Genomic DNA, 23,865 nt, shown 5'->3' on the forward strand with positions numbered 1-23,865 from the left:
TGAGAGGAGGGGAAACGACGAAAATAGGGTAACTATTAGCGGCGGATCAGTAGAAAATCCGACGAGCGAGGCGCCGGCGAGGTGGAGAGTCGAGCAGAGCACTCGAAATTCCACCCCGCCGCGAGGCGAGGAAAGTGGTTTGGACACTTGGACGGGACAGACACCCCCCCACGGATAATCTATCGTTATCCCGCCAGGCCCTATACGAATTGTCCTCTTAGATATGTAGCAATAAACTGCTTGGCCATAGAAAGCCTGCACAGCCACAACCCCCCAAAATCTCCCCATTCACCTATAAATCTACATATATTCAAAAAACTAGCCACCGCCATAGCTATAAGAATGACCATACGGCAGCTGTACATAAATCTAGAAAACCTATCTATCAATACAAGATACAAATTACGCACAAGCCTATGCAGAAAACCATAAATGTAAACCGCCCAATCTGCTCCCCACCTGCATCACCAGCGTATCTCAAATAAAGATGCGGACCATACATTGTCATATCATATAAGTATGCAAAAACATTAACCAGCAATATGCTTTGCAAAACAATTCGCGTAGCTCCGTCAAGGGCTGACTTAGCATTAATTCCGCTCAACACAAAAATAACTATTGCCAAGAAAACTAAAAATGAAATCTTTAGTCGTTCATCCAACCTGTTTAGCAAAATATACTTGCGCATCATTTTTTATCATCCCTTAAGTATTCATTTATTTTGCCTTTTAAATCAAAAATACTAATAATCGCTCCAACCCTAGCTCCCGCCGAATCTCCTATTGCCTTTGATAATCCGGCGTTAATTGCAAAGTCCTCAATCACTCCCGAGGTGGCCGAAGGTAGGCCTCCACTGAAGTAACCACTTCCGATGGATGCAGCAGTATTCCCATAAGTAAGAACCTGCCCTCCTAAACCAGCTGGAAAAATTAAACTCCCATAGGTAGTAGCTGTTGCAGCGTCATTTAAATTCTTAACCAAAAGCGCTCTCAGATACTCCTGAGAGCCAGCTGCAGAAACATCTAACCCAGCACCATATACCAGACACGCCGCGTCACCACATGCGCTAAATTTCGGATAGTAAATAGCTCCTTCCACATTACTCCCGGCCACGTATTGGTCGCCCTCACCAATTACCTTTCCAGTTAACCAATCCCTCTTTTCAGAATCCAGCCCAACACCCAACCCACTATTAGGGAATATCTTCGAAAACCCAGTCTCCGCCTCACTGGTCCAGTTGTAACCCGCAGCATTCTCCTTGATGTAGGCAATGACCTCCGGATCGGCCTTTTCAAAGGTCTGGACATACAGTCCGCTATTACCTAACGGTATCCAGTTCCCCGCTGGGTCATAGATTCCCGGCAACCCTACGACCATATCTGTCGCGGGCGTTCTGCCATCGTCGGTAGAGGCAATGCGTAGGGCGGCTTCAATTTGCTCCTGGGTAAAGCGGCCATCACTTTCCTCAGCCAGGGCTGCTGCAAGCTTCTTCGCGCCCGCATGCAACTGCCTGTTATAGGCCATGCCACTCTTGGCAATATCTCCCCCCATCTGCAAATCGCCATCCACCGCATTGGCCGCCGCAATCCCGACGATCTGCGCCGCCGCCTGCTGCATGCGCTTGAGCTGTTCGGAATCGCCCTTGAGCATGCCGTCGGCGAGGATGTTGGCCAGGGCTTCGCTGGCTCCGGCGGCCACGGCGCCGGTCTTGAAGTCGCCGCCCATGGCCATGGAGAGCATGCCGCCGGCCAGGGCGTGGGCGGCGGCGTTTTCCAGGCCGCCTGGGGGCAGGTGGAGGTCGCCCACGTACTTGAAGGCGCTGGCCTGCATGAGGCTGTAGAGGCTGCCTTGCAGGGCATCGCTGAACGAGCCCTGGCCCAGGGCTTCGTTGGCGGCGCCGGTGAGTACGCCCTGGGTCAGTTGCATGCCGGCGAAGTTGCTCCAGCCGGCGGGGTTGGTGATATCCGGGATGGCGCCGACACCCTGCCCCACCGAGGTGGTGGTGTTGGTGCTGGGGTCGGTTTGGCCGCCGAACCACTCGGGCCCGAAGTGGGCCATGAAGCCGGCCACGCCAGCAGCGATGGCGGCCTGTTTGAGGCTGTCGCCGCTGAAGGTGTCGCTGAGCGCGGTACCCAGGTCGCCGTTGTTGTTGCCCAGGCTGACGGCGCCGGTGGAAGCCATGGAGGCCATGCCGGTGGATATCGCGACGTTGGTCCAGCCGGCAGACGCACCCGCCGCGCCGGCACTGAAGGCCGAGCCGGAGGCGGCACCTGCGCCAATGGCGGAGCTGGCCGCGCCGTAGGTGGCGACGGTGGCGATGATGGCCACGGTGAGGGTCAGGCTCTGGCCCATGCCGGAATGGCTATAGGAGTAGCTGTCGTGCAGCTCCTTCACCGCGCGCCAATCCACATCGCCACGAGCTTCGGCATCCTTGAGCCAGGCCAGGTTCGGATCGGCCTTGACCATGGCGTTGATGGCTTGGCTTACAGACTTTTGATCGAGCTGCTTGTAGTCGATCTTCAGGCCGTCCACGGCGTGGATGAGGATGTCGCCGTTGGCGAGCAGTTCGCTCTGGCGCAAGGTTTCGTCGGTGTTGCCACGGCCCTCGGCGCTTTCGCGGGTAAAGCTGCTGTCGCTCTTCTGGTGGTCCTCCTGATGCATGTCCTTGGTGGCTTCGAAGGTCACCGCGCCACCACTGACGATGGCAATGTCCCCGCCGCTATCGAGCTTGGCGGCCTGGTATTTCTGGTCCCCGCCGCTGAGCATCGTGATGTCGCCGCCGGCGCTGATTTCACTGCCCACAGCTTTGACGTCAGTGACTTCGTTGTGGCGGGTTTTGTCTTTGGACTTTCGGTCATACAGCGAATGGTCGCTATCGTTGGCGGCCTGCAGTTCGATCTGGTTGCCAGCCACCAGGTAGGCTTCGTTGCCAGCGCTGATCTTGCTGCTGACCAGGGTGATGTCCTCGCTGGCAGCAATGAGTACGTCACCACCAGCCTTGACGGTGGAGGCCTGTTGCTGAACGTGGTCTTCCTGCTGGGTGACTTTCTTGTTGCCACTCTTGCTGTAGGAGTAGCTGTGCTCTTCATCGGCGGCCGAGGCGAGCGTTACGTCACGACCGCCGCTGATGGCAATGTCGCGCTCCGCATCGATCTGGCTGGCGATGGCCTTGATATCCCGCCCGGCACGAATATCGATGTCGCCACCTGAGGTGACTTCCGAGCCATGCTGCGTGATGGATTGCCGAATGTCGCGGTTCTCCCATTGCTGGGCGTCGCGATCTTCCGTGGCGGTAATCTGCACGTCACGTCCTGCGTAAATAGCGAGATCTTCTCCGCTGCGCACGGCGCTGCCACTGCTATAGAAATCACGCCCCGCACTGATGGCAGCATCACCCGCCGCTTCGATGCGCGCCTCTCGGCCAATGGCAGTACGCTCCCAGGAGAAGTCGGCGGAAGGACGACCTTGCTGGTAGTTGATTTCGCGCTGGTTGTTGACGTCGCGTCCGGCTTCGATCGTGAGGTTTCCACCGCTACTGACGTCCGCACCGAGGTTGCTGAAGTCCCGGCCTGCGTTGATGTTCAATGCGCTGTCTGCCGTTATTTGACTCGTGCGGTGTTGATTGAGGACGTCGCCCTGCAAGGCTGCGATGTTGACGTTGTTGCCGCTGATGACTCCGCCGTTGCGGTTGTACAGGCTGTCGCTTACCAGCAAGTCGAGACGTTTGCCCTCGATGACTCCGCTGTTTTGAAGATTGGCCGAAATGCTCGCCAGGTTATCGCTGGCCCGTAGCGTGCCCTGGTTGGCAAGGTCGCCGCCGCTGATCAGGGTAACGTCCTTGCCCATGATCAGTGCGCCATTAGGGCCTAGGCGGTTGTCAGCCTGGGCCAGGTAGAGCACCGGCACCAGAACCTTTTCACCATTGATTTCTGCTTCTTCGAGCCAGACCAGGTCGTGGGTCAGCGCGGCAACCTGCTGGGCACTCAACCCCACGCCAAGGCTCAGCTGGAGCGAGTCCTTGTAGGCGATGGCGTTGTCCATCAGGTACTTGAACAGGTTTTCGTCGTCGCTGATGCCGGCGAGATAGCGCTGGCCGGTGCGGGCGGCCACGGCATCACGAATCAGGCGTTGTTCATAAAGGCCATCGCCCAGGCGTTTCTGGGACTTGTCCGGGTCGTAGCCGAGCAGGCTCAAGAGGTAGTCGGAGCTCAGGAAGCTCTTGAGGCTGGTGAGCTCGGGGTTGGTTTCGATGAGGTATTTGTGGCTGTTGACCGGGCGCGCGGTGCTGGGGACGCCCTGGACCTGGGCGACGTTCCAGGCGGGGGCGTTGGCGCCGTCCTGGGACGGGCTGGCGCCGTTGAGTTGGACGATGTCGGCCGTTTCGCCGGTGCTGCCGGTGCGTTGGCTGCCACCGCTGACACCGGTGGCATTCCACTGCAGGTCACCCGCCCGGCCGCTGGCGCCATCGAGGCTGCGCTCGCGCTGGGAGAGGTTGATGCTTTGCCCGGCGAAGCTGTAGCCGCCGCCGACTTCTATCGTCAGGGCGCCGCTCTGGGTGCCCTCCTGGCCGCTGAGGCGGAACAAGCCATTACTGCCGCTGGGCAGGCTAAAGCCCGGCAAGGTGATGGGATTGACCTGCTGGTGAGACAGGTCAGGTGGCAATTGGGCATTCAGGACTTGGATGGTTGGGGCATGCTCTTCCACCGTCGCGGCACTTCCTCGTGCGCTACCCGGTGTATAAGCCGTGCCGGGGTGGAGAACGCCGTTGTCGATCCGCTCGGACGCCTGGATGTCGATATTTCCAGCAGCTTGGATGATTGCATCGGCGCTTACACCGGTGTTGCTACCGGTTGGCTGCCAGAGGTCGGAAATCAGCGTATGCCGGGTCACTTCGTCAGGCAGGGGGGCGAGGTTGGTCGGGGTGTAATTGGGATCGTGCAGAGGCTCCAGCATCGGTATCGAGGGATCGACGGGGAGGTAGGCATATACGTCGCAACCGTATGCCTCGCAGCCACCATCCCACCGATAAACTGGAGCTGTGCTGAGCTGTTGTCCATCCCAGTAGTAGGCGAAGGAAGGATCGGAGTGATTGATGTCGTTGTAGCCAAATACGGGCGCCATCAAGTTCCAAGCATCGCCGACGTACAGCTCACCGGCGTCGAAGGCACGTACACGGACACCCGCACTGCCGCCGCCCTGGTTCGTCAATGTCGCGACCGATAGGCCAATGTCATTACCTGCCGCCAACACGCTGGCCGTATTTTCGAGATCCTGACTGGCAATGTTCAGGTTCCGACCAGCCTGTATGACTGCACTGGCTGAGCTCTCCTCGGAGCCGCCTTCGTAGACTTCGCGCACATAGTAAGTAATGGGGTAATTGCCACGGACGCCACGGTTTATGCCGTCGCATCCACCGCCACAATCAATCGCAATGAAGCCGGTGACCAGTTTCTGCTCTAGGCCAAAGATATCGCGGGTATTGAGCAACTGATTACTGAAGATGGAGAGGTTGCCAGCCGCTTCAATCGTGGCAGAGCGGTTCTCGAGGCGGCCCGTCCAGCCCCCCGCATCATTGGCCGCAATCTCCAGGTTGCCCAGGCTGTAGAGGTCGGCAAAGCGGTTGGTCAGGGTGCCACCGACGCGCAGGGTCATGTCGTCGCCGCTGAAGAGCAGCGCACCATTCTGCTGGCCGTCGTTGAGCAGGTCCCAGGTGTTGATACGCAGCTTTCCGGCACTGCCCAAGGTGCCGTAGTTGTTCAGCGCGCCGGTGTTGGCGGTGAGGTTGCCGGCGGCGGTGACGCGCCCGTAGTTGTAGAGGCTGTCGGCGCCAAGCGTGGCGTTTTGCCCGCCAGTGACGCTGGCGCCCTGGCTGATGTCGAGTTGGTTGGCGCTGAGGTTGAGGTCGCCCAGGCTGGTGACGCGGCCGGCGCCGCCGTAGCTGCCCGTCAGCTGGATATCGAGCGTGCCGTCACTGGCGAGCAGGCCGTCGTTGTTCCAGTTGCCGCCGCGCCCGGTCAGGGCCTGGCTGGCGAGCAGTTGGCCGCTGGCGGTCTGGCTGAACTGGCCGATGTTGAGGTTGAGCCAGCCGGCTTGCAGGACGCTGCTGTTGCTCCAGCTGTCGGCGCTGATGTCGAGGCGCCCGGTGGTGATGAAGCTGCCGCCGGCCTGGGTGATTTGCTCGGCGTTGACGCCGAACTGGCCAGTGCCGACATGCAGGAAGGTGCCGCCGGCGTTGGCGAGCCCGCCGAGGTTGAGGGCAAGGTCGGTGTTGGCGGTTTCCAGGCGGCCGTTGCGGTTGTCGAGATAGCTGGTGGTGAGTGTCGTGGCGCCGCTTTGACCCAGGTCGCGCAGGCGGCCGTTCTGGTTATCGATGGAAGCGGCGTTGAGGTTGAGGCTGCCGCTGCTTTCGATCAGGCCACCCTGGTTGATCAGAGCGTTGCGAAGGCTAAAGTCGATGCTCGCGGCGCCAATCTGTCCGCCCTGGTTGTAGAGGTTGTTGCCATCGAGGGCGAGGGTCTGGCCGGCGTAGAGTCCACCGCCCTGGTTGTCGAGGGTGGTGGTGCTGAGGCGGTTGTCGCCGCTGACGGCGGAGAGGTGGCCGCTGCGGTTGTCGATTCTGTCTGTGGCGGTGATGTCGAGGCTCTGGCCCTGGGTGATGCCAGTGCTGTTATTGAACCAACCGGTGACCAGTTTGAGCGCGCCGGTAAGGCTGACGAGGATGCCGCTGACGTTGTCGACGCTTGCGCTGTTGAGGTCGACCATGCCGCTTTGGCTGAGAAGGCGCCCGGCCTGGTTGTTGATGGCGCCGGAGACGTTGAAGGTGCTGTCGTTCTGCGCTTGCAGGGTGCCGCGAACGTTGCTGACGTTGGCGGCACTGACGTTGAGTTGGCCGGCTTTGCTGAAGATCAGGCCGTCTTCGTCGTTGAGCAGGTCGCCGTTGAGGTCCAGGGTCAGGTCGCCCTGCGCTGCGAGGGTGCCGGCCTGGCTATTGTCGAAGCGGCCGGCAAAAAGGCTGAGCAAGCCTTGGCTGACGAACTGCCCGCCACGGTTGTCGATGAGGCCTCCATAGAACAACAGGTCGCCGCCGCTGGCGATTTGGCCGCCAGCGTTGGCCAGGATGCCCACCCCTAGGGTGAGGTCGCTCTGGCTAAAGATGCGGCCAGAGGCATTGTTCAGGTCGCCATTGTTGAGCTGTAGTTGCCCCGCGCCGATTTCGCCGCTGGCGTTGTTCAGGTTGCCGGCGTTGATCTGCAGGTTTTGCTGGGCGCTGATCAGGCCGTCGGCGCTGTTGTCGACGGTGTTGCCGATAACGAGAAGGTCCTGCTGGCTGGAAATGATGCCGCCCTGGTTGTTCAGGCTGCCGACACGCAGGACTTGATAGCCCTGGCTGACCAAGGCGCCTTGGTTGTGGTTGTCCAGCACGCCGCTGAGGGTGAGGTCGAGGAAGCCAAGCTTGCTGGAGAGTGTGCCGCCAGCGCTGTTGTCAAGGTCGTCCGCATAGACGAGCAGACCCAGCCAGCCAGAGAGCAGGCCCTGGTTGGCGTTGCGCAGGGCGACGATGTCCAGGGTCAGTTGCTGGGCACTGATGATCCGCCCGGCATCGCCGTTATCAATGCTCGCCGCACGAAGCATGAAGCTGTTTTCGCTGGCAATTTCGCCGCCACGGTTGTCGAGGTGGCGCAGGTTGTCGATGCGCAGCAGGCCGCCAACGCTGAGCACGGCGTCGCGGTTGTCGAGGTCGCCGCCGGCGAGGTCGAGGCTCAGGTCGCCGCCGGTGATCAGCCGACCTTGCTGCTGGATCAGTTGCTGGACATGCAGTTGCAGCAGGCCGCCGGCGGAGAGTTCGCCGCCCTGGCGGTTGTCCACGCGGCTGGCGAAGAGGTCGAGCGCGCCCTGGGTGGTGATCAGGCCGGCGCGGTTGTCGATGTTCTGCGTGCCGAGGGTCAGGTGTTGCTGGCCGCTGATAATGCCGTTGCGGTTGTCGAGATCATCGGTGTAGGTGCTGAGCAGGCGTTGAGCGACGATGCGGCCGTTCTGGTTGTTGGCGCTGCCGCTGAGCAGATAGAAGTCTTGCGCACTACTGAGGCTGCCACTCTGGTTGTTCAGGCTGCCGACCTGGATATGCAGCAGGCCAGCGGCAACCGCGCCATCGTCGTGGTTGTCGAAAGCGCCGTAGGTGCGGACCTGGGCGCCACCCTGGCTGGCGATGGTGCCGCCGGTGCTGTTGTTCAGGTCCTGGCTGTCGACCGCGACCTGGTTCTTGCCGTACAGCACGCCGGCCAGGCTATTGTCGATAAGACCGCCCAGCACCTGCACGCTCAGTTCGTCAGCGGAGACGATGCGCCCGCCCTGGTTGTTCAGCCCGCCCAGGTTCAGCTCGAAGCGTTGTTGGCTGGATATCTCGCCGCCGCTGTTGTTCACCTGCGCGAGGTTGCGCAGCAGCAGTTGGCCGGGGGTGGCGAGCAGACCGCCAGTGCGGTTGTCGAGGTTGCCGCCGGTAAAGTCGAGGTTGATTCCACCCTGGCCGTACAGTTGTCCACCACCGTGCTGGTCCAGAACCTTCACCTGGCCGACTACGCGCCCGGCGGCTTCGAGGCGGCCTTGCTCGCTGTTGTCCACGCGGGTTTGAGTCAACAGCAGGTCGGCGCCGCTGAGGATGCGCCCGGCCTGGGCGTTGAGCAGTGTGGCGCCGCGCAGGTCGATCACGCCCTTGGCGATGAGCACGCCGCCCTGGCGGTTATCGAGGGTGGCCGCGGTGACGTGGAGGGTGGCGTCGGTCAGCAGTTTGCCGGCCTGGTTGTTCACGGTGTTGGCGTTGACGTTCAGCGCCTGCGCGCTGGAGAGTGTGCCGGCGCGGTTGTCGACCTCGGCCGCCACGATACTCAGCGTGCCTTCGCTGATCAGTTGGCCACGGTCACGGTTGTCCAGCGTTCCGGTGAGGGCTAGGTCAACGTTGCCCTGGCTGCTGATGCGCCCCTGGCGGTTGTTCAGGTCACCGCCACGCAGCGCCACGGCGCCCTGGCCGATCAGGTCGCCGGCCTGGTTGGTCAGATTGTCGCTGCGCACTTGCAGCGTGTCATCGCTGGCGATGCGGCCGGCGCTGTTGTCGAGTTGGCCGGCATCGAGGCTGACGGCGCCGTGGCTGCTGATCTCTCCGCTCTGGTTGAGCAGTTCGCCGGCGCGCAGGTCGATGCCTTGGGTGGCGCCGACCCAGCCGCCCTGGCGGTTGTCGAGGGTTTGCGCGGATAGCGTCAGGGCACCGCCGCTGAGCAGGTTGCCGCCCTGATTGTTCAGGGTCGCCAGATTCAGGGCGAAGCTGTTCTGGCTAGAGACTTCACCGCCTGCGCTGTTGTTGAGCTGCGCCAGGTTGCGCAGCAGCAACGGGCCCGGCGTGGTCAGCAGACCGCCCTGACTGTTGTCGAGGCTGCCGCCGCTGAAGTCGAGGTCGATGCCGGCGTTGCTGACCAGTTGGCCGCCGCCGTGCTGGTCCAGGCTATTAAGTTGGCCGCTGATGCGGCCAGCGGCTTCGAGTCGGCCTTTGTCGCTGTTGTTCACCAGGCTCTGCGTGAGCAGCAGGTCGGCGCCGCCGAGGATGCGCCCGGACTGGCTGTTGAGCAGCGTGGCGCCGCGCAGCGTCAGCGCGCCCTTGGCGCTGAGCACGCCGCCCTGGCGGTTGTCGAGGGTTTGTGCGGTGACAGTCAGCGCGGCGTCGGTGAGCAGTTTTCCACCCTGGTTGTTCAGGGTATTGGCGCTGATGTTCAGCGCTTGCGCACTGGAGACGGTGCCGGCGCGGTTATCCACCTGAGCCGCCGTGACGGTCAGCCCGTCTTCGCTGGTGAGTTGCCCGCCCGCCTGGTTGTCGAGTGTTTCGGAGAGTTCGACGCTCAGGCCGCGCTGGCTGTTGAGCACCCCGCCCTGGCTGTTGTCGAGCGTGGCGCCCTGCAGGCTCAGACCCTGCTGGCTGAGCAGGCTGCCGCCCCGGTTGACCAGACGATCCGCCTGCACGTGCAGGCCGGCATCGCCGACCAGTTGGCCGCCGCTGTTGTCGGCGCTGGCCGCCGCTGTTGTCGGCGCTGGCCGCCTGAACTGTCAGGGTGCCGCGGCTGGAGATCGCCGCGCCCTGGTTGAACAGCTCCGTGGTGCGCAAGTCGAGCGCGTTCATGGCGCCGATCCAGCCGCCCTGGCGGTTGATCAACTGCCGAGTCAGCACTTGCAGGCTGGCTTCGCTGAGCAGCTCGCCGCCGTTCTGTTCAAAACGCTCGACCTGAGCAAGGAGATTGCCCTTGGCCGCGAGTCGCCCGCCGCTGGCGTTCAGGACGGTGCGGGCGTTGAGTGTCAGGGTGGCTGCGTCGCTCTGGATCAAGCCCGCGTTAGTCAGACTATCCAGCGCCAGATGCAGGTCGCGCCGGGCAGCGACACGGCCTTTGTCGCGGTTGTCCAGGCTGCCGCCGGAGAGGTTCACAGCGGCATCGCCGACAATTTGGCCACCCCGGTTGTCCAGCGCAGCGGCCTGCACGGCCAGCTCGCCCTGGCTGGAGATCAACCCGCCGCCCTGGTTGCTCAGTTGACCGGCACGCAGGTGTTGGGCGCCATCGCTGAGCACGCGGCCGCCCTGGCTGTTGTTCAGCACACCGTCGACTTGAGCCACGAGGGTGCCACCGCTGGACAGGCTGCCCTGCTGGCTGTTGTCGAGGTTGCCGAGTGTCAGGTTCAGTGCCTGTGCGGCACTGAACAGGCCCAGGCGGTTGTCCAGGGAGCCTCCTTGCACCTGAATGAGCTGCGCACTCATTTCCCCGCCAAAGTTGCTCAACTGCTGGCTGGAAAGATTCAGCTGATGATTGGCCAGCACACGCCCCTGGTTGTTCAGGACGGTGGCATTGAGGAGGGTGTTGGTCGCTCGCAGGCTAGCGCCAGAGGCGTTGTCGAGCGTGCTGCTGGCGTTGGCTTCGAGGGTGCGGCTGGCGACCACACTGCCGCTATTGCGCAGGTTTTGCGTGGTGATCGCCACGTCGCCCTGGGCGTTGCGGCTGTTGTCCGGATTGACCCCGGCTTCGACGATGTCGCTGTTACTGATCTGCGCGGCGGAAAGCTGCACGCGCGAGCCGGCGGCTAGTTGGCCTTGGTTGCTCAGCGTGCCGTTGGCCGCTAGCTCGACGTTGCCCGCCGCATAGGCCGGGCCGTTGACGCTGATGTCCTGCGCCTTGGCGCGCAAACTGCCTGAGGCGGCCGCCTGCGCCAGGCTCAATTGGCCGTTAGCGTCGATCTGGATGTCGCCAGCGCTGGCGGCCATGTTGCCGGCCAGCTTCACGCCGACGCCCTGCTCGGTGCCGACCAGGCGGATCGCCCCGGCGTACATGCCGCCCAGTGCGGAGCTGTCGATGGCCAGTTGCGGTTTGGTGCTGCCGTCGTCGGGTTTGGCAGTAGTGGCCAGGGTGTCGGCGTCCACCTGGTTACGCCCGGTGACGACCGTCAGTTGGTTGGCGTGCAGCTCTGCGTTGAGCTTCGTGGCGCGGGCGATCAGCTCGAACTTATCCTGGTCGAGGCCATTCAGCCCTTTGCCCTCAATCGAAATTTCGCCGCCGTTGACGTCATAACCGAGCAGGCGTCCAGCATCGAGAATTGGCTTGCCCGTGGTCAGCGTGACCCGTGGCGTATTGATGAACCCACACCCGGAGCAAGTGACGCCCCCTGGCGCGGCAACAATGACATGGGCGGCCTGCCCCGCCACTTCGGTAAAGCCCTGCAGATGCGCCGGATTGTTGCTGGTGACTTCGTTGAGGATCTTCTGCGCCGCCTGTCCACGCAGGTTCGGGTTACCGATGATCATCCCACCCTGCTGGGTGAGCTGGGTCTTGCCAGTGGCGTTGTTGAGGATCAGGCCGTTCTGCCCGACGTTGTAGTCGCTGAACTTGTTGTGGGAGAGGCCCGCGCCGTTGGGGGTCGCGATGTTCACCACCGGGACGCCGTTGCCCGCCGCGCCTATCGTGGTGTTGCCACCCGCGCTGCCATCCACTGCCAGATCGGCCGCTGCCGCAACCAGCGGGTTGAGGATCAGCAGACCCGAAAGAACGCTGGCGATCAGTTTGCAGGCGGGGTGGCGAATGTCCATTTTGCGCGTCTCGTCGCGGAAAAAATCGAAACGAGAACCCTAATGACTAGGCACCGAACGAAATATCAGCCAGTTCCTTCCCTGGCGTGGGATCGGTCTTCATCTCTCAGTAGAAGAGATCGGCTCGGAAGTAGATGGGGTGTTCACTGTGGTCGACGATATCCGGTCGCTGCAGCGAGTGGGCGAAGGTCATCGAGAAGGCGGCGTACTGCCCGCGCGCGCTGAACTCCACGCCATGGCCGCTCATGCGCCCGGAGAGGCCGGGGTTGTAGCGGTTGTGCTCGATGGCACCGAAGTCGTAGGCGTAGGCCACGCCGTACTCCTGCACCCAGGGCAGCAGCGGCTCCCAGGTCACGGCGCGGCGCCAGCGCAGCTGGTTGCGCCAGTAGTAGCCGGAGTCGCCGGAGAGGGTCTGGTCCTTGAAGCCGCGGATCGAGCTGAGGCCGCCGAGGCTGATGCGCTGGGGGCTGTAGAGCGGGTCTTCGCTGTGCTGGCCGGTGGCGAGGCTTTCGAAGCTGAAGGCTTCGTCCCACAGCTTGAACGGCTGCAGGTAGCTCAGGGTCAGGCTGTATTTGTTGTAGCGGGCAGTGGGGCTGCCGTGCGGGGCATCGTGGTCGTCATCCTGCGCGCCGAAGGCGCCGATGCCGCGCTGCCAGCCAATGTCGGCGTTGACAAAGGCGCTGCCGATGCGTCGGCCATGGTTGAAGCCCAGGTTGAACTCGCTGAGGTGGGTGCTGGAGACGTCGAGCAGGGTGTCATCGATGTAGTTGCGCGTGCGCTGGTGGCTGAGGCCGAAGTTCACCCCGGTCTTGCTCACGTCGTCGCGGTGCAGCACGCGCTCGGCACCCAGTTGGTGGGTCTCGTTGTCGCCGTCGTACTTGAAGGCAAAGCCGGCGTCTTCGTTGCGGGTGCGGTAGTAGTTGCGGCTGTAGCTGTAGTTGAAGGTCCACCAACCGTAGGGGACGCTATACCACAGGCTCTGGTTGTCGGAGTGCTTCCAGTGGTCGCTGACCACGTCCTCGCCGTAGCGCAGGCCGAACTGGTCGGCCAGGCCCAGCGGGCTGTCCCAGTCGAGGCCGACGCCGGCCTGCTGTTCGCCGGAGCTGGAGTCGCCGTTGTTGTCGCGGCTGGCGGAGACGCGCCAGGGCTTGCTGCGCTCGCCCTTGAGCTGCACGCGGCTGCCACCCACTTCCTTGCCCGGCACAAGCTCCATCTGCGCCTGGCGCGAAGGCAGGCGGTTGATCTGGTCGACCAACTGTTCCAGGTCACGCAGGTTGAGGACTTCGCCGGTGGCGCCGGGGAAGGTCATCGCCAGCTCGCGCTCGCTGGCCAGCTCCGACTGCTCGAAGCCCTCGAAACGGCCTTCGACCACGATGATCTTCAGCTCGCCGCTGGAGAGGTCCTGCTGCGGCAGGTAGGCGCGGGTGGTAACGAAGCCTCGGCTCAAATAGTTGTTGGTGATGCTCTTAAGCAGCTCATTGAGTTGGTTCACGCCCAGGCATTGCCCGATGTAGGGAGCGACTATCGTCCTACGGGTATCGGCGGAGAGGTTGCTGGCGCCGCCGATGGAGATGGAGTGGATAGTGAAGCAGCGGGTATCCGGCGCGGTGGTCGACGGCGCTTCGACGGGCGCCTTGCCAGGGAGCTGCTGGAGCTCTTCCAGGCGCTGGCGCTGTTCACGCAGCAACTGTTCCTGGCGCTGGCGCTGAAGGTCGTTGTCGCCCGGCGTTGAGAACGGGTCGGCCAGAACGTCAGTCGTCAGGAAGGCCAGCCAGGCCGACAGCCAGTAGTAACGGAGATTGGGCATCCTTTCGCTCTCTTGTTGGCTGGGTCCGGCCAGCCGTTTTTCCGGGAGCGAATTGGACCATGGTACGGCGCGACATCCCTGCCCGCTTTAACGCCAAAACATGTGTGATGTTTCCGATTCGACAGACCAACTGCCTGTGAACCTTGGAAGATGAACAGCACCACGGCCGCAGACAAGGCCGAATACGGGGCAAAAAAAACCCGCCGGCGCTGCAACGCGGGCGGGTTCGGGGCCTTGTGCTAGGGGAAGGCCCCAAAGGAGAGCAGCGGAGTGGAGTCCGCCTAGGAGTGGTGCATCCCTGCACCCGATGGCGGCGATGTTGGCCACCATCGAATGAGGAGTCGATTCCAGCAATCCGCTCGTGGCAGTAGGAAATTTCCCCAAGCCAACGAGCGGAGCTGGATAGTACCCGCCGGAACGGCTGCGCGATCAGTTACCACCGACGGCGGCGCTGGTGCTGACGATATTGGCCGACGGCAGCAGTTGGCTGATGAAGCGGTTCCAGCGAGTGATATTCGCCGGGCCGATGAACACCACGTCCTGCGGCTGCATGGCGAACTCCTTGGCCAGTGCGTAAGCCGTCGGGCGTTTGGCTTCCAGGTGGAAGACCTGGGCCTGGAAGGTACCCGGCGCGGTGCCGGCCACCGGTTCGGGGTTGCCGCGGATCACGTAGACCGAGTCGCCATCGGAAGTCTCCGGGGCCAAGCCACCGGCGTTGCCAAGCACTTCGAGCAGCGACAGACCGGTGGTGCGATAGGTGACCACCTGCGGACGCTCCACCTCACCCACGACGTAGACTTTCTTGCGGTCGTTGTACGGCAGATGGATCTGGTCGCCGTTCTTCAGATAGATGCCGCTCAGTGTCGAGCCGCTGCGGTTCAGCGCATCGACATCGAGCACGTACTCTCGGCCATCACGCCTGAAGGTCAGCCCGGACAGGTCCGCCTCGCCGGCGATCACACCGGCCTTGCTGACCGCCTGCACCAGGGTGGTGGGCGTGTTGTTCAGTTCGACCTGCCCGCCGTTCTGGAAGGCCCCGGAGAGCACCACATGCTGGCTGGCATAACGCAGCACGGTGACGTCTACCTGCGGGTCGACGATACCTTTCTTCGCCAACTGGCTGGCCAGGCGCGAACGCAGCTTCGCCGGGGTCTGCCCTTCGGCGCGCACGACGCCGGCATAGGGGAAGAAGATGTTGCCGTCGGCGCCAACCACGCGGCCGTTGGCTTCCATCTGCTGGGTAGAGCCGGGGCTGGTCAGTTCCGGGTGGTCCCAGACGGTGACCAGCAGTACGTCGCCCGAACCGATCAGGTAGTCCTCCTGCGGCGGGCGGTAGTTCAACAACTCAGCCGGTACGCCGGGTTTGGCGGCGATCGCCGCCTCCTGGCGTTGTAGCACCTGGGGCGTGATGGGCACGAGGGTGACGTTCATGCCCTCTTTTTTCGCCTCGCGCTGGATATCGGAATCCGTCATGTGCTGACCGGGAGAGAACACGCAGCCTTGTAGCGCCAGACTGCCGACTACAAAGCTGAAAGCGAGCAGGTTTTTCATGGCAATCCTTCCTTGAAGCGAGTGTGAAAACTCAGTAGGCATTGCGGTGTACGAAACCCTTGAACAGGGTCAGCAAGACGATCTTCAGGTCCCACCAGACGGACCAGTTCTCGATGTAGTCCAGATCGAACTCGATGCGTTTCTGCATCTTCTCCAGGGTGTCGGTTTCGCCACGCCAGCCGTTCACCTGGGCCCAGCCGGTGATGCCCGGCTTGACCTTGTGACGCAGCATGTAGCGGCTGACCTGACGCCGGTATTGCTCGTTGTGCGCCACGGCGTGGGGGCGTGGGCCGACCACCGACATGTCGCCGAGCAAGACGTTGAAGAACTGTGGCAATTCATCCAGCGAGGTGCGCCGCAGGAAGGCGCCCAGCGGGGTGATGCGGCAATCGTTGCGTGAGGCCTGGATGACGGCGGCGCCGTCCTCCATCACCGTCATGCTGCGGAATTTCCACACGCGGATCGGCCGGCCGTCCATGCCGTAGCGGGTCTGGCGGAACAGCACCGGGCCGCGCGAAGTCAGCTTCACCGCCGCCGCGATCAGCAGCATGGGTACGGCGATCAGCAGCAGGATCAGCGAGGCCAGCACCACGTCCTCGATGCGCTTGAGTACGGCATTGGGGCCGTCCATGGGCGTATCGAAGATGCTGATGGTGGCCAGCCCGTTGATGCTTTCGCTGCGCGCATGCAGCAGGTCGAACATGAACAGGTCTGGGATCAGGTAGACCGACACCGTGGTATCGGAAAGCTCGCGGATCAGCTCGTTGAGCAGCGGCTCGCGGGACAGCGGCAGGGTCAGGTAGACCTTGTCGATCTGCCCGGAACGTGCGGCCTCGATCAGCGCCAGGCGGTCGCCCTTCACCGGCACCCGTTCGCCCAGTTCCATCTGCTGCGGGCGGTCGTCGTAGAAGCCAATCAGGCGCAGGCCCATCCAGGGCGCCGCGAGGATGGTCTCGGCCAACCGCGCGCCGACTTCACCGGTGCCGTAGATGGCCACGTTGCGGCTGTTGAAACCGTAGCGCCGGGCCACGCGCAGCAACATGCGGATCGCCAGGCGGTAGCCGCACATGATCAGTAGGGCGCAAGCGAACCAGCCCAGGCGCCGTGGCTCTTCCAGCTCCACGTGGCGCAGGGAGATGTCCATCAGCAGCACCGCGAAGAACGCCAGCGACCAGTACAGGGTGACGCTCAGCGATTCGCGCAACAGTGATTCGCCGCGCCAGGAGCCGTAGAGCTGGTTCAGCTCGCCGAGCCAGTGGAACAGCATCACGCAGAGCAGCGCCGAGACCCAGAGTTGTGCCTCCAGCACGCCGCTGCCGGAACTGAGCAGCGCGACCCCGGTGAGCACGATCACCAGGATGTCGCTCAAACGGTGCGCCAGCGAGATCAGCGACTGGTGCGCACGCAGGATTCCTTTCGTCTTGTTAGCCATGATGACCTCGCGATTGCCGGCGTCGCTCCTGGCGCCGCTGCATCGTTAGCGCAGTCCGTGATAGGACGCATGGCCGGCGAAACCACCGCGCATTGCCTGCGGGGTCTCCCGGGTGCGGGTTCACTGTCGCTTGTCCAGCAGCAACTGCTGCAGGTAGCGGCCATAACCGGTCTTGCTCAGGCGCTCGGCCTGCAGCGCCAGCGACGTCTCGCTGAGCCAGCCCTGCTGGAAGGCGATTTCTTCCAGGCAGGCGACCTTCAGCCCCTGGCGTTCCTCGATGGTCTGCACGAAGTGGCCGGCTTCCATCAGCGACTCGTGGGTGCCGGTATCCAGCCAGGCGAACCCGCGGCCGAGCAGGCTCACGTGCAGTTCGCCGAGCTCCAGGTAGAGGTTGTTGATATCGGTGATTTCCAGCTCGCCGCGGGCCGAGGGGCGGATCTGCCGGGCCATCTCCAGCACGCGGTTGTCGTAGAAGTACAGGCCGGTGACGGCGTAGTTCGAACGCGGCGTGCGCGGCTTTTCTTCGATGGAAAGCACGCGGCCCGCCCCATCGAACTCGACCACACCGAAGCGCGCCGGGTCCGCCACCTGGTAGCCGAACACGGTGGCGCCGCGGGTGCGCGCGGCGGCCTCGCGCAGGGTCTCGGTGAAGCCCTGGCCGTAGAAGATGTTGTCGCCCAGCACCAGGCACACCGAGTCGTCGCCGATGAACTCGGCGCCGATCAGGAACGCCTGGGCGAGGCCATCCGGCGAGGGCTGCACGGCGTACTGCAGACGCACCCCGAACTGCTCGCCGTCGCCCAGCAGCGCGCGGAAATTCGGCAGGTCGGTGGGGGTGCAGATCAGCAGGATGTCGTCGATGCCGGCGAGCATCAGCACCGACAGCGGGTAGTACACCATCGGCTTGTCGTAGATCGGCAGCAGCTGCTTGGACACGCCCAGGGTGATGGGATGCAGGCGGGTGCCGGAACCGCCGGCGAGGATGATGCCTTTCATGGTCTGCCTCCTTGCTTGGCCATCTGTTTGGCGTCGAAGCGCGTCGGGCAGGCCGAGCGCTCCATCAGAAAAGTGTCGATCAGGCTGGAAAGCCGCAGCGCGGAAATGTCCCAGGAGTAGCGCAGGACGTTGTCCTGGCCCAGCCGGCAGAGCTCGGCGCGCAGCTTGTGGTCGAGCAGCACGCGGCGCAGGGCGCCGGCCATGCCCGGCGGATCGAGGGGGTCGAAATACAGCACCGAGTTACCCAGGACTTCCGGGATCGAGGCGCTGCTGGCAGCCACCACCGGGCAACCGCAGGCTTGCGCCTCCAGCGGCGGAATGCCGAAGCCTTCGTACAGCGAAGGGAAGGCGAAGACGGCGGCATTGCGGTATTGCTCGATCAACTGGTCATCATCCAGTCGGCCCAGCCAGCGCACCCGGTCGCCCTGCCCGCGTTCCTGCAGTTGCGCGTCGACGAAACTGCGGTTGGCGGCGCCGACGATATGCAGTTCGACGTCCAGATCGCCGAGCAGGCGAAAGGCCTCGATCAGCCGGGCGAAGTTCTTGTGCGAGGCCGGCGAAGACACCGCCAGCACGTAGGGGCGTTCATCTTTGGCAGGTTCCAACCCGGTGCAGAACTCGGCCGATACCGCGTTGGCGATCACATGGATCTGCCGGGGATCGATTCGGTAGTGCGAGGCGATCTCCTGGCGGGAGAATTCGCTGACCGTGACCTGCGCCAGCGAGCGCCGCAGCATCAGCGGGATCATCAGCCGGTACAGCGCGCGGAATTTCCAGGAGAAGCTCTCCGGGTGGCGCACATAGGTGATGTCGTGGTGGGTCACCACCTGCCGCGAGTAAGCCAGCGGCGCGGTGCTGCACAGCGAGACCAGCAGCGGCCGCCCGTGACGGGCCAGCCACAGCGGCAGGTCGATTTGCTCCCAGAGATGACCGCTGCGGCGGCCGATCTGCACGACATTCAGCTGGCGGGCGATGTCCGGTCGGAGGATTTCACCGGGCGGTGCGACGAACAGCAGGTCGCTGCGCAGCCGCGCCAGCGACAGTGATATCTGCTCGGCGAAACGCTGCACGCCGCTCAGTGGCTGGGTGAGGAAACGCGCGTTGATCACGATCATGGGAACTTCTCCGCGAGGGGTCAGCGCAGCGACAGTTGCGGGGCCGACGCGCTGCGCACCAGGGTGGGCGACTCGTCGATGCGGATGTTGGCCTGGCACTCGCCGCCGCCTTCGGGGCATTGCCAGGGCACCGGGTGGCCCTCGCGGAGGGCGATGCCTCGAGTGGCGTCCAGGCGCCAGAGGGTGTCGCTGCTGCCGGGCTTGCTGGTGATGTTCAGGGTCTGCTCGTGGCCCAGGGTCCAGGCCACCAGGATTTCCTCGCTGGCCTTGGCGAAGCGCAGCAGGTAGACGTTCGGGTCCTGGTTCGGCACGCGTCCGACGAAACGGTAGCGGCCGATGATGTCGGCGATGCTGGCCATGGCGTGGTAGGCCGGCTTGGGTTGGCCACCGGCGGTGAGCAGGCCGAAGTTGTGCTCCATGTCCGTGCGGTCGATGCCGTCGTCCACCAGGTCGTACCACCAGGCGCCCTTCACGTTGGGCAGGCTGCGCACCAGCACGTAGGCACGGGCCAGGTAGGTGGCCTGGCGCTCGCGGCTGATGCCGCAAGCGCCTTCGTGGGCCGGCCAGCTGAACTCGGTGAAGTACAGCGGCACCGGCTTGCCGGCGGCGGTTTCCAGCTTCTGGTTCACACCCTGGAACCAGTTCAGCCAGGCCTCAGGCGTGGACATCTCGCCCTCGCAGTACACCGAGGGATGCAACGAGATACCGTCGACCACATCCAGCACGCCGCCGCTGGCGATACGCTCGGCGAAGCCCTGGCGAATACCCTTGAGGGTGACGGCGCCGGCGAGCACCTTGGCCTGCGGGTCTTCCTCGCGAATCACCTTGGCGGTCGCGCGCACCAGGGTCAGGTAGTCGTCGCTGAAGTCCTTGTCGGTGGCGTTTTCCACGTCCCACTCGTTCCACACTTCGTAGAAGGCCACCTGCCCCTTGAAGCTGCGCACCACGTAGCGCACGTAGCGCAGGTAGCCCTCGCGGGAGGCGTCGTCACGCGGCTTGGCGTTGCCGTAGAACTGGTTTTCGTTGCCCAGGATCAGCAACGTGCTGATACCCAGGCTGCGGGTGCTGCGTAGCTGAGCGCGCCACGCCGCATCGATGGACAGCACGCCGCGTTCACGCTCGACGCTGGACCAGTAGGCATCATCGCGGAACGACAGGATGCCGGCCTCGTGGGCCAGGCGATTGATGCCGTCGCGGTTGCCGGGGCGGATGTTCTGGTGGGTGCTGGCGCCGACGATGAATTCCGCCGCAGCGAGATTCTCCACCGGTGCGTCCTTGGCCAACGCCCGAGGCGATTGCAGTCCACCGCCGATCAGCAGCGCGCAGGCCAGCAGGCTGAGCATCCCGCCCTGCAGGCGCAGGCTGCGCGGCGCTGGTTGCGGAGCCGTCTCGTCCGGCAGGCGCAGGGCGCGGCCGATGGCCAGGCCGAGGAACAGGCTGGGGATCGGCGATTCGAGCACGTCGCTGGTCCAGCCGATCAGCAGGATGCAGAAGGCGATGCCGAGCAGCGCGCGGGCTTCACGGCCGGGCTGGCATTGCAGGCGCATCAGCATCGGCACGGCCAACAGGTACAGGGCGCCGCCGGCGACGCCGAACAGGCACCAGAGGTAGAGCAACGAGTTGTCCGCCACCGCCAGTTGCTCGACGCCGAAGATCGGGAAGGCGGCATAGGCGCTGCCGGTCATGCCCAGGCCGGCGCCGGTGTAGATCCAGCCGTTGTAGTCCATCACCTTGATCAGGTTCGGCCAGGTGTTGACCAGGCGATCCACCATCGAACCCATCAGGTTGTCGCCGGTGGCGCTGGCCAGGTGCGGGTCGACCGGCGCATACAGACCGTACAGCGGCAGCAGTAGCGCGCCGAGCACCACCAGCAGTGCGCCGAAGAGGAACAGCAGGCGCTGGCGGCTGACGCTCATCACCAGCAAGGCGACGAAGAAGGCGCCGGCGGAGGACTTGTTGGTGGTCAACACGATGCCCACCAGCGCCGCCGCGTAGATCAGCCCGCGAACCAGCAACGGCAGGCGGAACGAGCCCAGGTACAGGCTGAAGATCGCCAGCATCATCGCCAGGCTCGAGGACATCCGCGAGAAGCCGGCGATACGGTCCAGGCCGTAGGCGTTCCAGGAGCGGTTGCCGCTGATCTCGACGCCGCCCATGGAGTAGGTGTAACCCTTCCACGGCACGTTGATCAGCAGGTCCAGGGCAATGCCGACCAGCGAGGCGAACAGGCAGAAGGCGATGACCCAGCCTACCGCCTTGCGGTGCATTTCCAGGTAGGGACCGCAGAGCAGGCCGAACAGCAACGGGGCGTAGATGAACACGGCGAAGAAGCCGCTCTTGAACTCGGCGCCGTGCAGCCGGCCGAGCAGCAGCGAGGCCGCCGCGAGGATCAGCAACAGCCACAGGCCGCGCTGCTGCGGACGGGTAATCAGCTCCCAGGCCACCGCGATCACGCAGAACACCTTGGGCAGGTAGACGATGGCCGACAGGCCGGCCTGGTCGGTATAGAAGCGCAGCGCGCCGTTGAAGGTTTCCACCAGCAGCAACGCCATCAGCACCCCGAGCGCCAGCAACGAGCGGTCGAAGGTCACGCCGCGCGCCGGCTCAAAGCGTGGATACGGGGATTGCAGATCCATGGTGCACTCCGCAGGTGAGCAGGGTTTGCCGCAGCACGGCCTCGTATTCGTCGAGCATCCGTTCCACGCTGAGCAGCGACTCGACACTCCCGCGCGCGCGCAGCGCCAGGCGCCGGCGCAGCTCCGGGTCTTGCGCCAGGCGTTGGATGGCCACACGCAGGGAGTCGGGCTCATCAGGGTTGCACAGCAGGCCGTTGACTTCGTCGTGGATGATTTCCACCAGCCCGCCGCGCCGGGCCGCGATCACCGGCAGGTGGTGGGCGCAGGCCTCCAGCGCCACCATGCCGAAGGGCTCGTGGCAGATCGTCGGGACCACCGCGACGTCGATCTCGCGGAAGAACTCGCTGGCCTTGCGATAGCCGACGAAGTGCACGCGGTGCGGATCGGCCTGTGCCTTGAGGCGGTTCACGTACTCCGGATCGCCCCGCCCGGCGATCAGCAGCGACGCCTCGGGCAGCGCATCGCGGAATGCCTCGAGCAGCCACTCCACGCCCTTGTGGGGGGCCAGCGTACCGATGAAGCCGTAACGCAGCGGCCGGTGCCGCTCCAGTGGCGCGGGGTCGTCGGCCTGCGGGGCGAAAGGCGATCCGTTGTGCACCACGTAGCTCCGGCTGCGAGCGAAGTACCCCGCCGAGACCAGGCTGTCGAGCTGATAGCGGCTGACTCCGACCACCGCGTCCACCTCGCTGGAGGCCTCGGCATGCGGGCGGCGCAGCAGCGCGCAGGAGGTGCACTGAACCTCGCAGTGCCGGCCGTTGCTGAAGCGCGTGCTGCGCGGGCAGGTCAGGTACTGGTCGTGGAGGATCTGCACGATCGGCAGGCCGGCGGCGCGAATCGCGTCCCAGGCGGAGATCGACCAGCCCGACAGGTTGTGACAGACCACGATGTCCGGCTCAACCTCTTCCAGCACCCGCTCCAGCACCCGGCGCATGCCGCGGTTGTAGCTATCCAGCGCGTGCCAGGCGAGGCGTTTCAGCGGCCCGCGGGCCTGCTCCTCGAACGGCCAGTAGAGGTTGCGCAGGCCGGCGCGCAGCACCGCGACACCATGGACCGTTTCGCGGCACAGCCCGTTGTCGGGGCCGGTGCATACCACCTGCACCTCATGGCCACGGCGCAGCAACCCTTCGCTCAGGGACTGCAGCATGACTTCCGCCCCCCCGGCGACATGCGGGGCGTACAGGGTATTGAGCAGCAGCACTCTCATAGCGGGTAGGCCCGGTTCATGCCCAGGGCGCCGGCCTCGCCGTCGCGGATCGCCTGCAGCACCAGCGCCAGGCGGCTTTCGCACTGGTGACGGCGGGCGAAGAAGTGCAGCAGGCGGATGAATACCCAGCGGTTGAAGCGGTACATCCGCGGCGAGGTGACCCACAGGTTCTTGTCGAACCAGGCCTGGTTGCGCGCGGCGTAGTAGGCACGCAGGTCGGAGCTGCCGAGCAGGTAGGTCTCGTAGATGTTGGAGGTACGCGCCTTGATGTTCCAGGAGTTCTCCAGGTCGTCCAGGCCGGCCTCGGGCACCAGGTAGAGATGGCCGCCCAGGGCGCCGATACGGAAGGTGTACTCGGTGTCGTCGGCGTAGAGCACCAGGTCGCGGCGCGGCAGGCCGATGCGGCGGAACAGGTCGGCGTGACCGAGCAGCCCGCCGTAGTAAGCGAATGGCAGCTCCAGCAGTGGCTGCGCCGGGCGCGGCCTGGGCTTGCCCCAGGGCGTGCGGCGCCAGAGCTTGTAGGGCAACTGGCGGACGTGGAACCCGAAGTAGCTGGAACGCGGCGGCGTGACGAAGCGGGTCGGCACGCCGGAGGCTACGTCGGCCTGGTGGCTCGGGCGGAAGCCCAGCACCGCGGTGTTGTCCGTGCCATGGCGCAGCGCACAGTCGATCAGGCGTTGCTTGAGCAGGGGGAAGGAGCCAGGCGTCGGTGCGTTGTCGTCATCCATCAGCCAGATGAAGTCGCAGCCACTTTTAAGCGCGGCCTCGATGCCCACGGCATAGCCATTGGCCGAGCCGGTGTTGCTGTCCAGCTCGATCACCTGCACGCGGTTGGGCCAGAGCAGGAACAGTTGGTCCAGCTCGGCCACCGAAGCGTTGCTGACCACGATGGCGCGGGTGATGTCCTTCTCGCGGAAGGCACGCGCCAACAGTTCTTCCAGGTACTCCAGGCGATCGCCATAGGTCAGCGTCACCAGCACGGTCGATCCATTCATCTCGCCACTCCTCCTTGTTC

At 64.0% G+C, this 23,865-nt stretch carries 9 protein-coding genes and 1 pseudogene; all 10 read right to left on the bottom strand.

The annotated features are described in order from the left end of the window. Window positions 1–687: 687 nt before the first annotated feature. The gene (locus CTR55_RS24825) at window positions 688–10,005 is read right to left on the bottom strand and encodes a DUF637 domain-containing protein (RefSeq protein ID WP_296290266.1); all 9,318 of its coding nucleotides are present in this window, start codon (window positions 10,003–10,005) and stop codon (window positions 688–690) included. 64 nt (window positions 10,006–10,069) lie between these two features. Beyond that, window positions 10,070–12,109: pseudogene (locus CTR55_RS24830) on the bottom strand (filamentous hemagglutinin N-terminal domain-containing protein); the annotation flags it as partial. A 106-nt stretch (window positions 12,110–12,215) separates the two neighbouring features. After that, window positions 12,216–13,916, bottom strand: coding sequence for a ShlB/FhaC/HecB family hemolysin secretion/activation protein (locus CTR55_RS24835; RefSeq protein ID WP_296290268.1), 1,701 nt, complete (start codon window positions 13,914–13,916; stop codon window positions 12,216–12,218). A gap of 429 nt (window positions 13,917–14,345) precedes the next feature. Further along, a complete protein-coding gene (locus tag CTR55_RS24840) occupies window positions 14,346–15,467 on the bottom strand; it encodes a polysaccharide biosynthesis/export family protein (protein ID WP_296290270.1) in 1,122 nt (373 codons plus the stop codon). Window positions 15,468–15,498: 31 nt separating this feature from the next. Beyond that, window positions 15,499–16,899, bottom strand: a complete 1,401-nt coding sequence (locus CTR55_RS24845; protein WP_296290271.1) for an undecaprenyl-phosphate glucose phosphotransferase — start codon at window positions 16,897–16,899, stop codon at window positions 15,499–15,501. Window positions 16,900–17,019: 120 nt separating this feature from the next. Further along, window positions 17,020–17,895 carry a glucose-1-phosphate thymidylyltransferase RfbA gene (rfbA, locus tag CTR55_RS24850; protein ID WP_296290273.1) on the bottom strand — a complete coding sequence of 292 codons (876 nt, stop codon included), beginning with the start codon at window positions 17,893–17,895 and terminating at the stop codon, window positions 17,020–17,022. Then, on the bottom strand, window positions 17,892–19,010 hold the full coding sequence (locus CTR55_RS24855) for a glycosyltransferase family 1 protein (RefSeq protein WP_296290275.1): 1,119 nt from the start codon (window positions 19,008–19,010) through the stop codon (window positions 17,892–17,894). The genes rfbA and CTR55_RS24855 overlap by 4 nt, the downstream gene beginning before the upstream one ends. A 20-nt stretch (window positions 19,011–19,030) precedes the next feature. Then, complete coding sequence (locus tag CTR55_RS24860) at window positions 19,031–21,646, bottom strand: hypothetical protein (RefSeq protein WP_296290277.1); 2,616 nt, start codon at window positions 21,644–21,646, stop codon at window positions 19,031–19,033. Then, window positions 21,615–22,850: a glycosyltransferase family 4 protein gene (locus tag CTR55_RS24865; RefSeq protein ID WP_296290278.1), complete on the bottom strand. Its 1,236-nt coding sequence runs from the start codon at window positions 22,848–22,850 to the stop codon at window positions 21,615–21,617. Before CTR55_RS24865 ends, CTR55_RS24860 begins: the two co-directional genes overlap by 32 nt. After that, complete coding sequence (locus CTR55_RS24870; RefSeq protein WP_296290280.1) at window positions 22,847–23,845, bottom strand: glycosyltransferase; 999 nt, start codon at window positions 23,843–23,845, stop codon at window positions 22,847–22,849. Before CTR55_RS24870 ends, CTR55_RS24865 begins: the two co-directional genes overlap by 4 nt. Window positions 23,846–23,865: the final 20 nt, after the last annotated feature.

It is taken from the genome of Pseudomonas sp. (assembly GCF_002796985.1).
Lineage (GTDB): Bacteria > Pseudomonadota > Gammaproteobacteria > Pseudomonadales > Pseudomonadaceae > Pseudomonas.